Source organism: Agarivorans sp. B2Z047 (assembly GCF_023373605.1).
Classification (GTDB): Bacteria; Pseudomonadota; Gammaproteobacteria; order Enterobacterales; family Celerinatantimonadaceae; genus Agarivorans; species Agarivorans albus.
Genome location: NZ_CP088080.1, coordinates 377701 through 390700, shown reverse-complemented (window position 1 = coordinate 390700; position 13000 = coordinate 377701). Strand labels below are relative to the sequence as shown.

General features: G+C 44.6%; 15 protein-coding genes. 4 read left to right on the top strand and 11 right to left on the bottom strand.

The features are described from left to right. Nucleotides 1-20: 20 nt before the first annotated feature. The 4 genes from cyoE to LQZ07_RS01815 are packed head-to-tail and all read right to left on the bottom strand — an operon-like array spanning nt 21 to nt 3174. A complete protein-coding gene (cyoE, locus tag LQZ07_RS01830; RefSeq protein ID WP_152783572.1) occupies nt 21-935 on the bottom strand; it encodes a heme o synthase in 915 nt (304 codons plus the stop codon). After that, complete coding sequence (locus LQZ07_RS01825) at nt 913-1929, bottom strand: heme A synthase (RefSeq protein ID WP_152783574.1); 1017 nt, start codon at nt 1927-1929, stop codon at nt 913-915. The genes cyoE and LQZ07_RS01825 overlap by 23 nt, the downstream gene beginning before the upstream one ends. Nucleotides 1930-1945: 16 nt before the next feature. Continuing rightward, complete coding sequence (locus LQZ07_RS01820) at nt 1946-2449, bottom strand: hypothetical protein (RefSeq protein WP_152783576.1); 504 nt, start codon at nt 2447-2449, stop codon at nt 1946-1948. After that, nucleotides 2446-3174, bottom strand: a complete 729-nt coding sequence (locus tag LQZ07_RS01815; protein ID WP_194164163.1) for an SURF1 family protein — start codon at nt 3172-3174, stop codon at nt 2446-2448. The genes LQZ07_RS01820 and LQZ07_RS01815 overlap by 4 nt, the downstream gene beginning before the upstream one ends. Here LQZ07_RS01815 and LQZ07_RS01810 point away from each other — a divergent pair. Continuing rightward, nucleotides 3167-3370 carry a DUF2909 family protein gene (locus tag LQZ07_RS01810; protein WP_016399728.1) on the top strand — a complete coding sequence of 68 codons (204 nt, stop codon included), beginning with the start codon at nt 3167-3169 and terminating at the stop codon, nt 3368-3370. The two genes, LQZ07_RS01815 and LQZ07_RS01810, sit on opposite strands and share 8 nt — an antisense overlap. Here LQZ07_RS01810 and LQZ07_RS01805 read toward each other — a convergent pair. From LQZ07_RS01805 to lexA, 5 genes are all read right to left on the bottom strand, one after another. Then, entirely contained in the window at nt 3367-4242 is an 876-nt protein-coding gene (locus LQZ07_RS01805; protein ID WP_152783580.1) for a cytochrome c oxidase subunit 3, read from the bottom strand. The two genes, LQZ07_RS01810 and LQZ07_RS01805, sit on opposite strands and share 4 nt — an antisense overlap. After that, complete coding sequence (locus tag LQZ07_RS01800; RefSeq protein WP_152783582.1) at nt 4226-4804, bottom strand: cytochrome c oxidase assembly protein; 579 nt, start codon at nt 4802-4804, stop codon at nt 4226-4228. Before LQZ07_RS01800 ends, LQZ07_RS01805 begins: the two co-directional genes overlap by 17 nt. A gap of 1 nt (nt 4805) precedes the next feature. Continuing rightward, nucleotides 4806-6398 (bottom strand): cytochrome c oxidase subunit I, encoded by a 1593-nt coding sequence (gene ctaD, locus LQZ07_RS01795; protein ID WP_152783584.1) that lies wholly within the window; start codon nt 6396-6398, stop codon nt 4806-4808. 11 nt (nt 6399-6409) lie between these two features. Next, the gene (coxB, locus tag LQZ07_RS01790) at nt 6410-7477 is read right to left on the bottom strand and encodes a cytochrome c oxidase subunit II (RefSeq protein WP_227981485.1); all 1068 of its coding nucleotides are present in this window, start codon (nt 7475-7477) and stop codon (nt 6410-6412) included. A gap of 330 nt (nt 7478-7807) precedes the next feature. Further along, nucleotides 7808-8455 carry a transcriptional repressor LexA gene (lexA, locus tag LQZ07_RS01785; protein ID WP_016399734.1) on the bottom strand — a complete coding sequence of 216 codons (648 nt, stop codon included), beginning with the start codon at nt 8453-8455 and terminating at the stop codon, nt 7808-7810. Between the two features lie 1035 nt (nt 8456-9490). On the opposite strand from lexA, the gene LQZ07_RS01780 reads away from it, so the two are divergent. After that, entirely contained in the window at nt 9491-9829 is a 339-nt protein-coding gene (locus LQZ07_RS01780; RefSeq protein ID WP_152783586.1) for a cytosolic protein, read from the top strand. A gap of 513 nt (nt 9830-10342) precedes the next feature. Next, nucleotides 10343-11341, top strand: coding sequence for a homocysteine S-methyltransferase family protein (locus tag LQZ07_RS01775; RefSeq protein WP_368666398.1), 999 nt, complete (start codon nt 10343-10345; stop codon nt 11339-11341). Between the two features lie 27 nt (nt 11342-11368). On the opposite strand, the gene LQZ07_RS01770 is transcribed toward LQZ07_RS01775, so the two are convergent. Together LQZ07_RS01770 and LQZ07_RS01765 are read right to left on the bottom strand one after the other, a co-directional pair. Further along, a complete protein-coding gene (locus LQZ07_RS01770) occupies nt 11369-11599 on the bottom strand; it encodes a hypothetical protein (protein ID WP_227981465.1) in 231 nt (76 codons plus the stop codon). A 35-nt stretch (nt 11600-11634) separates the two neighbouring features. Next, a complete protein-coding gene (locus tag LQZ07_RS01765; RefSeq protein WP_227981467.1) occupies nt 11635-11970 on the bottom strand; it encodes a LysE family translocator in 336 nt (111 codons plus the stop codon). A 138-nt stretch (nt 11971-12108) separates the two neighbouring features. On the opposite strand from LQZ07_RS01765, the gene LQZ07_RS01760 reads away from it, so the two are divergent. Next, nucleotides 12109-12486, top strand: coding sequence for an Lrp/AsnC family transcriptional regulator (locus LQZ07_RS01760; protein ID WP_227981468.1), 378 nt, complete (start codon nt 12109-12111; stop codon nt 12484-12486). Nucleotides 12487-13000 lie beyond the last annotated feature (514 nt).

Genomic DNA, 13000 nt, shown 5'->3' with positions numbered 1-13000 from the left:
CTTTAAAAGCTAGGGGCTGTTTATAGCAAAGCAAACAACCAATGGTCTGCCAACAAGGCAACAAACAACAACATCAAATACACTATCGAAAAGGCAAATAGGCGCATTGCGTCACGCTGGTTATCCCCTTTATACAGTCGCCAAGCTAAGTGCATAAAACGCAGGTTAAGTGCACAACTTAACACGAGGTAAAGCACCCCACTCATGCCCACTAAAAAGGGTAGCCAAGCAACAGCGAACAGCAGCAGAGAATAAAGAAGTATCAACTTTTTGGTAAAGCCCACACCGTGGGTAACCGGCAGCATTGGAATATTAACCTTGGCGTAATCTTCACGGCGAGCAATTGCCAAGGCCCAAAAGTGTGGCGGAGTCCAAGTGAATATCAGCATTACTAGCAATAAGGGTTCAGCCGATATGGCGTTGTTTACTGCCGTCCACCCCAACAATGGGGGCATAGCACCTGCTAAGCCGCCAATTACAATGTTTTGCGGCGTTGCTCGTTTAAGCCAAAGGGTATAAATCACCGCATACCCAACTAAGCTAGCTGCAGTTAGCCAAGCAGTCAGTGGATTAACCCACCGGTACAGCATGACAAAACCCACCACCGATAACAGTGAGGCCCATAGCAAGGCCTGCCAATTGGCTATCGCACCAGTGGGTAAAGGGCGTTTGTGAGTGCGCGCCATTGCGGCATCTGCTTCACTATCAATGTAGTGATTAAAGGCGGCAGCGCCCGCAGCCATTAAACCGATGCCTAAGTTACCTATTAGTAAAGCTTGCCAAGGCGGCAAACCAGAAGTTGCCAAGCATGCTCCTACCACCGCAGTGAGCACAATAAGGGCGACCACTTTGGGTTTGGTAAGTTTGTATAAGGCGCGCCAATTAATGCCTTTGTTGAGTGAACTTGGCGGGTTAAGCGTGTTCAACTTCGCCATAATGCGTCTCCTTTTGCTCAACGAATGTTGCTACGGCCGCACCCTGATAGTGAGCCAAGATTAAACTTATTAGACTTAACAACAGCATGGCAGCCACTAAGTTATGTGCCACAGCTATCGCCAAGGGTACTTGCCAAAGCACATTGGCAACGCCTAAACCGACTTGAGTAAACAATATAAAAATCAGCCTAGAGGCACGCCCTCGCTCCATATCACTATGTCGTCGCTGAATGTAACTTAGCGCCAGAATGAACAAGTAAATGGCTGTTACGCCTGCCCAAATACGATGGGTAACATGAATGGTTTTGCGCTGTTCATGACTAAGCACACCAAATTCGTAATCATTGCCAGTAGCAAGCGGCAGCGGATCAAATGCATCCAGCTGATAAGAGCTTAGCCACTCTTCATGGCAAAGCGGCAAGCCCTGACAAGAAATGGCCGAGTAGTTAGCCGATGTCCAGCCACCTAATGCTATTTGCACAACTAGTACCAATAAACCTAGCCACAACCAACGGCCACTTCGCTGGGGCTTAGCTAAAGGACGTTTTGCAATCATCAACCACGTAAACAATAAAGCCAGCATTGAAAAACCACCCAATAGGTGGCCCATAACCACAATGGGCATCAAACCAAGTGTCACCGTGAGCATGCCTAATATGGCTTGAAAGCCAATAAGCAGCACCGAGGCTAGCGCCCAAAAGCGGTGTTGCTTTTGCCAAAATGCCAACGCAGCTAGTCCCACCACTAGCAAACCTAAGCCACCAGCAAAGTAGCGATGAATCATCTCATTCCAGGCTTTGTGCGCTTCTAGCGGCCGCTCAGGATAAGCACTAGCCGCGTGTTGAATATGCTCTTCACTTTGTGGAACCACTAACTGCCCATAACAGCCAGGCCAATCAGGGCAACCTAAACCGGCATCAGTTAAGCGGGTAAACGCGCCTAAACCAATGACAACAATGGCAAGTAAAATAGCGGCAATTAATCCCTTTTGCATATGCTGTCCTTAAACTCTATTGAAACCGCGAATTTTTAATCAGTCGCTTCAAATCGGTGATTAGCCCTTTGATCTGCTCATCACCTTGAGCAGGTTGGTAGCTCATTATCACCCAACCTGTTGGGTCTATCACTAACCACTGTTGATCGTAATCGGCCAGTTGCTGATTAGCTTGTCCCAACCTCATTTGCTCAAGGCCATCGTTTATTTGATTGAGCTGTTCGCCGGAAATAAGCGCAACTTTTTGAGTTTGCTGTTTGGCGATGCCCAAAGCTAACCAAGCATTATTGAGTTTGCTAAGCTGTTGCAAACAATCTTGCGAGCAGTCGCCATCAATAACCTGAGCAATCGACCACTTACCTATGGGATAGTTTTCCAGCTGTCTTGGCGGCTCCATCCACTCCCCATGACTAAGTGCACCTGGCTCATACCAACCCATTTTAAGTACCACCCAAGCCAAAATAAGCGGCACTAAAAATACCGAAGCAAGTAACAACATGGTTTTTTGGTGACTTCTCATAAACCTTCCTTGTTTCTATTTTGCACGCAAAAATAAACGGTTAAGCCAGCGGCAACTAAAGCCATTAGCAACCATTGCAGCGCATAACCTTGGTGCTTTTGCGGCGATATTGACACTAGCTGTTCAGAACTATGCTCAAGTTGGCTATCTAGCACAAAAGGCAATAATTCAAGATTCCAATAATCGGACAAAGCCGCAATATTGATTTGCTGAACCCGCAATCCCTGCGGCAGCTCTTCTAACCAGTGCTGCTGATTAAGTACCACTGGCAAGCTTATTTCTCTTAATCGATAGCGCGAAGGTAGCTCTTGAGCACTTATGGCTTCTGGTAGCAAACGCCTATCTGTTCCAGCGGGCTGCCAAGCAAGACGCACTAATACATTGCCTTGAGGGGTATCTGCTAAGGTATAGGCGTCGTACCCCACTACTCCTTCATTTACTTTATTGTCTAACCACAAAAACTTATCCGTGCTTCTGATTTCACTTAGCCTAACTAATTGAAACGGCTGTACACCCGAAGCAAGGGCCTGTTCTAAGCTGGTTTCAAGCATTGATTGCTGCTGGTATTGATCTAATAACTGCTGTTTTTGTTCACTGCGTTGCCATTGCCACAAGGAAAGCTTGACCATTAACCCTATCAGCGCAACCATAAGCACAACAAACAGTATCAAGCGGTAAGAAACTGTTTTTTTATCAGCCTGTTGAGAGAGCTTAGTTATGGTCATAAAACTGCTAATTACCGCGTTAATCCTGTTTGTGGTGGTGAACATGCTGTTTGCTTTACGGGTAATGCTAAAGGGCGGAGAAAAACCAATGACCCATTACTTGGGTAAACGCTTAATTTTTAGCGTGTTGGTTATCCTATTGGTTTTACTCGCCATGGCGTTGGGCATTATTCAGCCCAACCCTCGCCCTTACTAAAGCACATAGACAAAAATAAACAGACACAACCACACCACATCTACAAAGTGCCAATACCAACTCGATGCCATAAATGCAAAGTGACTCTTACCGGTGAAGTGGCCTTTGAGTACCCGCAAAAACATCACCGTAAGCATGATAGCGCCTAAAGTAACGTGTAAGCCGTGAAAACCCGTGAGTAAGAAAAAGGTATTGCCATAAATGCCTGAATCAAGGCGCAAGCCTAATTCCTGATATGCATGAATGTATTCTTCAATTTGAAAAAATAAGAAAGCAAAACCCAACACCAAGGTAATGGCTAACCACATTTTAAGTGGCCCACGTTTATCTTTTTCTAAACTCACATGAGCAAAGTGTAAAGTCACTGACGAAATCACCAGTATTACGGTATTCAACAGTGGCAAGCCGAACCAGCCCATCGCTTGGGTTGTTGTACCGCCGGGTGTTTCAACTAGCGGCCACATGGCAGTAAATTCTGGCCATAACACCGCCCCAGTCATTTCATTGTTACCTGCGCCCCCCAACCAAGGCACAGCAATCATCCTGGCGTAGAATAACGCTCCGAAGAATGCACCAAAGAACATCACCTCAGAGAAAATGAACCAACTCATGCCTTGGCGAAAAGAGCGATCCATTTGGGCGCTATATAAGCCATCCATACTCTCCTGGATAACATTGCCAAACCAGCCAAACATCATGGTAACAATTACCACAAAGCCACATGACAATATCCAAAGGCCGTAGCTTTGTTCACTGCCCATTTGTTGAACAGAAAAACCTGCGCCCATGGCGATTAGGAATAAACCCACCGCGCCAACAATTGGCCATATACTTTGCGCAGGAACGTAATACTTCTCATAAGGCTGCGTCATTGCTCACCTCTCCATCGGCACTTACTTGTGCAGTTTCAGATTCAATCGGCTCGCCCTCTACGGCAAATAAGGTGTAAGCCAAAGTTAAGGTATTTATATCTTTAGGTAACTCAGGATCTACATAGAAGAACAATGGCATGTCTTGCTGTTGACCCGGAGCTAAGGTTTGCTGCTCAAAACAAAAACAGCTGACTTTTTTTAGATGATTGGCCACCAAACCAGGGCTAACCGAGGGAACCGCCTGCACCGTGCCACGTTTGGGAGTAAGGTTACTAGCACTAAAATCAACCTGTAGTGTCTCACCTGGATGGACTTTTACTTGGTTAACCTTAGGACCAAACTTCCAATTTAGCCCTTGCGGCACATAGCTAATAAACTCCACTGTTACGGTGCGCTGTTGGTCGGTAACAAGGCTTATTTCACTGGCTTCTGTAGCTGTTTTGCCGTTAATGCCGGTAACCTGACAAAATACGTCATACAGCGGCACCAAGGCGTAACCAAAGCCGAACATAGCCACTACTACAAGCAGCAGCTTTGTGACTAAACGGCCATGGCCAAGCATATTATTTAATCTCCGGCGGTGTAGAGAAACTGTGGTAAGGCGCTGGCGATGGCAATGCATCCCATTCTAAGCCCTCTGCGCCTTCCCAAGGTTTAGCCGGAGCAGGTTCACCGCTTCGAATACACTTAATCACCATATACAAGAAGATGAATTGCGATAAACCAAAGGCAAAACCACCAATACTCACAATGGCGTTAACATCGGCAAACTGCAGCGCATAGTCTGGAATACGCCGTGGCATACCACCTAAGCCTAAAAAGTGCATAGGGAAGAACAACACATTTACCGAGATAAGCGAACACCAGAAATGCAGCCGACCCAGGCCTTCGTCGTACATATTACCGGTCCACTTAGGTAGCCAATAATAAGCAGCGGCCATAATCGAGAATACCGCACCTGTTACCAGTACATAGTGGAAGTGTGCCACCACAAAATAGGTATCGTGATATTGGAAATCCACCGGCGTAATCGCCAACATCAATCCCGAGAAACCACCAATGGTGAACAGCACAATAAAGGCCAGTGCGAATAACATCGGCGTTTCAAAGGTCATTGAACCGCGCCACATGGTGGCCACCCAGTTAAATACCTTCACCCCTGTAGGTACCGAGATAAGCATGGTACAAAACATGAAGAACAACTCAGCTGCCACAGGCATACCAGTAGTAAACATATGGTGCGCCCACACAATGAAGCTTAAACCAGCAATAGATGCAGTGGCGTAAACCATCGAGGCATAACCAAACAATCTTTTACGAGAGAAAGCAGGAACAATCGCCGAGATAATGCCGAAAGACGGCAAAATCATAATGTAAACTTCGGGGTGACCAAAGAACCAGAATATGTGCTGGAACAGCACAGGGTCTCCCCCGCCGGCGGCATCAAAAAACGACGTGCCAAAATACTTATCTGTAAGCACCATGGTCACTGCACCCGCTAATACCGGCATCACAGCAATCAACAAAAATGCGGTAATAAACCAAGTCCACACAAATAGCGGTAACTTCATGTAGGTCATGCCGGGTGCACGTAAGTTCATAATGGTAACAATTACATTGATCGCCCCCATAATCGAACTAATCCCCATAATATGCACCGAGAATACAAACAAAGCGGTACTGTCTGGGCTGTAGTTAGTAGAAAGCGGCGCGTAGAAAGTCCAACCAAAGTTAGGGCCACCGCCTTCCATAAACAACGAAGCTAACAGCATGGTGAAAGCAAAAGGTAAAATCCAAAAGCTCCAGTTATTCATGCGTGGCAAGGCCATATCTGGCGCGCCAATCATCATCGGAATCAGCCAGTTAGCCAAACCGGTAAAGGCAGGCATCACTGCACCAAACACCATGATTAAGCCGTGCATGGTGGTCATTTGATTGAAAAAGTTAGGCTCAACTAACTGTAAACCTGGTTGGAACAGCTCGGCGCGGATCACCATCGCCATCGCACCACCGGTAATAAACATGGCAAAACTAAACCACAAATACATTGAACCAATGTCTTTATGGTTAGTGGTTAATACCCAACGCATTAAACCGCGCGGGGCACCGTGATGCTGCTCATCATGGTCAGCATGAACGTCACTAATCGTGCTCATTATCTCTCTCCCTACTGCGCTGCGTTTTGCACGGCCACAACATCCTTGGCCTGCACTAATTCACCGGTATCATTACCCCAAGCGTTACGCTCGTAAGTAATTACGGCAGCCAGCTCTTTTAAACCTAGCTGTTTACCAAAGGCTTGCATCGCAGTGCCCGGTACACCATTCACAACTACTTCAATATGTTTGCCCACATCACCAATAGCGATTGGGCTGTCTTTCAAGCCAGGGAACACACCTGGTAAGCCTTCACCGTTAACTTGGTGGCAAGCTGCACAGCTTTTGTCGTAGACTTTTTTGCCCAGCGACATCAGTTCGTCTTGCTCCATAGTCATAGCAACCAGCTCTAACTCTTGGGCTTGTTTGGCTTGATAAGCGGCTTCTTCCTCGGCTAACCAAACATCGTAATCGGCCTGCGTTTTAGCGATAACCACAATCGGCATAAAGCCGTGGTCCTTACCACATAACTCAGCACACTGGCCGCGGTAAATGCCGGGTTTATCAATGATGGTCCAAGCCTCATTAATAAAGCCGGGGTTGGCGTCTTTCTTAACTGCAAAATCAGGTACCCACCAGGAGTGGATAACATCTTCCGAAGTCATCAAAAAGCGCACTTTTTTATCGATGGGCAATACCAGCGGTCGGTCTACCTCAAGCAAGTAGTTTTTGCGTTTTTCCAGCTTGCCGTTAACTTCATCCATATCAGATGCCAGCACACTGTAGAATTCCAGTTCACGGTCAAAGTATTTGTAATACCACTTCCACTGGGAACCTGTTACTTGAATCGTGATATCGGCATCGGAAGGATCTTCCATGGCCAGCAGGGTTTTAGTGGCAGGAATCGCCATCCCTATCAATATAATGAAAGGAACGATGGTCCAAATAATTTCTACTTTGGTACTTTCATGAAATTGAGCCGGCTTGGCTCCTTTAGACTTGCGATGATGAAAAATAGCCCAGAACATGGCGCCAAACACCAGCACCCCAATAGCACAACAAATATAAAAAATTGTCATGTGCAGGCCATAAACCTGCTCACTAATGGCGGTAACACCCGGACGTAAGTTGAATGACATTTCTTGCGCAAATACTTGCGACGAAAAGAATGTCAGCATTATTAGCTGAATCCATCGGCCCACAGCGCTCTCCTTTGCTAGTAGCCAACGACAACAACTCTCCAAACTAGGAAAGTAGCTGCAGAAAAAGGGAAATCCCCCACCCCAAAAGTAGTAGACAGCAACAGCTAAATACAAGCTACTGCTTATAAACTAACCCCTAAGTTAAAGAAATGTAAATATATTGTTGAGATTTTTATGGGTAAACACAAAAGATGTGATGCTAACGACAAAAGCCCAAATCGGGCTGATTTGGGCTTAAAAAGGGCGGAACTTATTGCTATGTAAGGCTTACATCCAATCGGCAGTGCGAATAATACCTACCGCCAAGCCTTCGATTTCGATGCTTTGATACTCTAAATCAACTTCAATAGTTGAGAGCTCTTCATTCTCTGGGTGCAAGTAAACCATTTTACCGTCGCGTTCAAAACGCTTAACCGTAACATCGTCTTCTAAACGTGCCACCACCACTTGCCCATTATGAACATCATTGGTTTTGTGCACCGCTAACAAGTCACCATCCATAATGCCGATGTCTTTCATACTCATTCCCTGCACCCGCAGTAAATAATCAGCATGAGGATTAAATAAGTTAGCATCTACTGCATAGTGCGACTCTACATGCTCCTGCGCCAAAATAGGCTCGCCTGCAGCCACTTGGCCAATTAAAGGTAAACCGGGTTCTAAGTCTTCGGCTACAGGCTCATTAGCGCTAGCTGGCAAATACTCTTCACTAATGCGAATACCGCGCGAAGCACCAGGGATCATCTCAATAGCCCCTTTCTTAGCAAGTGCTCTTAGGTGCTCTTCTGCCGCATTAGCGGAACGAAAGCCTAATTCTTTAGCGATCTCTGCACGGGTTGGCGGCATACCCGTTTCGGAAATATGACGACGAATTAATTCAAATACTTCTGTTTGACGGGGTGTTAAGGGCTTCATAGTCTACCTGTAAGTTTATACAGCACACTGTTAGTATATACAGCATGAGCAATGAAGCAAGGATTTATCTAAATCAGTGACTTATTGTAGGTTTCAGTTTCATTGGAATTCTTTCCGCTACTTTGAAACTACACCCCATATTTAGGGACGTACTTCACAAATAGATAGAAGTTAGGGTAAAAGAAGGATACAAAGAGTCTAACTCACTTTTGGACATAATCGCGTGGAGAATTGATGGAGTAACTTTTAAATCATCGGCCGCATTAACCATTCCAACCGACTTGCTATGGGCAAATTAACGCTCTTGTCGGCCACAAATTGTTACGATTTTTTATATTTAAGTATTATTATTGATACTAGATGGAAGCACGCTTTCAAAACAAACGCACACATAGCAAATAGACTAATTGAAAAAAGCGCTGACTCAACTCCCCCGCCACCATTACAACTCCAATAACAAGCGCTAAAAAACCAAAAGAAGGAAACCCCTACAGCTATTATGGATAGAAATATCCAACCAATAGAATATGCTAATTTACTTGAATGCTGATCAATACTCATATTAGAACCGCTGTAGCTAACCTTTGAATAGTGCACATTGGCACTTAACAAACCTATTAATAACACACGATACAGCTTAACTATATGAAGAACATCAACTATTAATACACAGAAGCATGAAACTTCCACCGTTAAGGCAGAGAAGGTCTGGTTCCTTAAGACAATCAATAAAACTGTTTAAATTCAGTTTACATAAATGGGGCTTTGACTTCGTCGTGGTTTGCCTCAGCTAGAACCACAGGAGTAGGTGACCCAAAACACATAATCAGACATTAAACATTGATGCTTTTTGCTGTTAATTGTTCCAAGGTAAATATTGATGCACTAACAGACTTTGGGGAAAAAGCGTGTTTCAAGTTGACCTAGTGAATCTCCGGAAATGTTACAGAGTTACCGCCTTTAGCAACTAAATCTCTACTACGCTCTTCCCCTGATAGTGATAAAATCACAGCATCAGAACTACCGAGAAACTCTATGTTTATCCATCATGTTAACGGCATCGACTGGCTGGTGATTACAGCTTTTGAAGAACTGAAAACACTGTTTATCGAAGAAGCGGGTGCGATTCCCTCATGCTTCTCTACTGCCAGCGAGCTGAGCCTGATTGACCAAGCCAAACGCACCCATGGATATTTGCCTACGTTCAGCGGCATTATCACCGATACTGGCACTTTTCAAAGCCAATATAACGAAGACGATTTAAACCCACAGCTTGCTTGCCTAGTTGAAGGACGCGGACGAGTGTTTATCTACCACGGCGGCTTTGTCGCTTTTGTGGATGACGAGCAAACCTTTATTACTCGATTGGACTGAAAATTATTTTGTAAGTTGAAACCAACGAATTGGAATCGCTAAGCATTCATTCGCATGCGTTTCGTTTATTAACAATGTACGAATTGAATGGAGCTGGGCTCTATATTTAGAGAAAAAAGCAATGCTGCGGTTAACTGGCGAGCAATCCCCCTAGACAAACTGATTTAGAAAGAGTTTTAAAAAAGAGATTTTTGACACTAAAGCATGACGCTCAAACATAGCAAAAATTGTTATTTTCACCCTAAACCAAAAACCAAAAACCAATAAGAAATTGAAAAATATAGATAAAAGTTCGACTCTGACACCAAAACTATAAGTAATTTCACTGTTAAGCGGAATTTTCGGCCGCGCTAAGCTTGCTAAAATTGAAAGCTACAAGAGATTCCACGAAATGGCTGCCTTCATTTTTCTAAAGGATTCTATCCTTAAGCGATGCTTAGACTAAAGCACAACGACTTATAATTCGGAGCTTTTAATCGAACAGCTCTTAGAGGTAAAGCCTGCTTCATCAACATGAAAAACTTTCATTATTTAGTTGCTTTATCTGAATTAGACTCATTTATGGTAATTAGGGTAATGCGTAGTGGTGGTATAGAAGTAATGAGTAAACATGTAGCGGTGTTAGATGGTGGAATGGGCCGAGAACTTAAAAGAATGGGAGCGCCTTTTTCACAACCTTTATGGAGTGCTCAAGCACTGATCGAATCACCTTCCTTAGTACGCCAAGCTCATCAAAACTTTATAGATGCGGGCGCCGAAATAATTACTGTAAACAGCTACGCTTGTGTGCCTTTTCATCTAGGTCAGGAATTATTCGAACGCCAAGGGGCAGTACTTGCGCAACTAGCGGCTAAGATCGCAAACTCTGTAGCAAAGCGTGCTATAAGCAACAGCCAGCGCCCGATTACGGTTGCTGGGGCCATCCCACCGGTACTAGGCAGTTATCGACCCGATCTGTTTGAACCAAAGCAAGCAATGGGCATACTCGACACTTTGGTAGCAGCTCAAGAACCCCATGTAGATATGTGGATTGCCGAAACAATTTCTAGCATTGAGGAGTTTAGTACTATTCAACAGGCACTTAAAAACAGCACTAAGAAAAAGTACTACTCTTTCACCCTACAAGACGTCCCCAATGAGCAGGCAAGCCTAAGGTCTGGCGAGTTACTTGCTGACACAATAAAACAAGTTTGCGATACCGGCGCTGATGGTATGCTATTTAACTGTTCTATTCCTGAGGTTATGGCCGAGGCAATAAAGCAGACTAAGGCGCTAAGTAAAGCGTTCGGAAAAGAGTTAGAAATAGGCGCTTATGCCAATAGCTTTGGTCCCATTCAAGCGGGTCATAAAGCCAATAACTCATTAAATCAAACTAATGCTGTATCGGCTGAAGAGTACCTAGAGTTTGTAAAACAGTGGCACCAGCTTGGAGCCACCATCATAGGGGGTTGCTGTGGTATTCATCCTGAACACATTCAAGCAATTAGCCACTGGAAATACGCTGAGCATTAAGCGCTCGAAGCAATAGAACCTGTTAAATTAATGACCTTGGCTCAACATAAATACCACTGTTGCCGCCAAAGTAAGCCCTAAGCAGCGATTAACAATCAGCATTTGCGAAGAGGATTTTAGTAAGCGTTTTAGCGCCGCGCCAAAGTAGGCCCACACCATGGTACACAAAGTTGTGACAACTAAAAAAGCTACGATGATAACACTCACCTGCAATAGGTAGTTTCCCGACACATCGGTAAATTGCGAAAAGACGGTCATGGCAGCAATCCAAGCTTTTGGGTTCAACACCTGAATTAGGGCACCAGCCCCAACCCCGCTGAATGCTCTACTCTATCTTGCTCGGCCACACTATGCTGGCTGATGCCCCAAGCAATATACAATAAGTAAGCTGCTCCCAAGTATTTGAGAGCGCTATATAACTCAGGATTGGCGGTAAGTAAGCTAATTAGCCCTGCACTGGTGCCCGCAAATACAATCAGCACTCCGAATGAGGTGCCTGCAATAAATGGCAAAGCTGCAGCAAACCCAAAGCGATTGGATATGCCCAATATAGCTAAATTACCAGCTCCAGGTGTAATAGACATGGATGTAGCAAACAACAAAAAAGCGACTGCAATTTGAACACTCATAAACATCCACTCCACACAAATTCGATATTCAGCATAGTTTTAATAGCGAGATGAATAGTTTATTTGCTTATGCAGGAAGAACTTTGCTTTATGCGTTAAAATACACCCCATTAAAGGCAGAATATTTTAAAATTAAACATGAGCAGACAAGAAAACACCCAAGAGATGCTTGATGATACCGATATTGCGATCCTGAAGCATATTCAACGTGAAGGTCGCATTAGCAATAGTAAGCTGTCTGAAAAGGTTAACTTAAGTGAAACACCTTGTTGGCGGCGCTGGAAAAGACTCGAAGAAGCCAATTACATCAGTGAATACACCGCAGTGCTTAATCGCAAAAAACTGGGCTTTAGCATGGTAGGCTTTACCTTAGTTTCACTAGGTAGTCATGATGTTGAAAACACCGATAACTTCGAAGAATTTGTATCAGCCACCGAGTGGATCCCACTGTGCCATTGCATCGCAGGTGGGGCTGATTACATGGTGCAAGTAATTGCCAAAGACTTAGATGAATAATACGAACGCATCAGCCAATTGCGAAGAGTAAACGGTGTAAGTGCCTTGCACTCCAATATCTCGGTTAAAGAGATAAAGAACAGCTACTCCATCCCCTTAGAGTAAGGCAGAGCAGAGTCTTAGGAAATTAGCGCATTAGCAACAATGCACACTTAATAAACCAAAGGTATTCAACCAAAAATCAGTTCTTGGTTGAATAACACAAGCTTAATTTCCGGCACGGTGTACTACGTAAATAACAATGTCTTGATTGTTATGATTATCGCTAGGAACAAGTGTCCTCCTTCGTTAATCGCCCCTAAATGTTCTGGAGTATCTGACTTTTTAACCGCAATCATCGCAATGTGGTATAGGCCCTTCATCATTGCCTCAACGTCATAAACCAAGCTTGAGCTCATGGCTGAGGCACAAAAATGAAGAATCAACCTTGACGGTTCCAACCCTCGCATTCTAGTCGCTAGGTCGGCACCAAAGCGCTTGTAATAAAAAGCGAACTAAGTACTAAAAGCGGAAA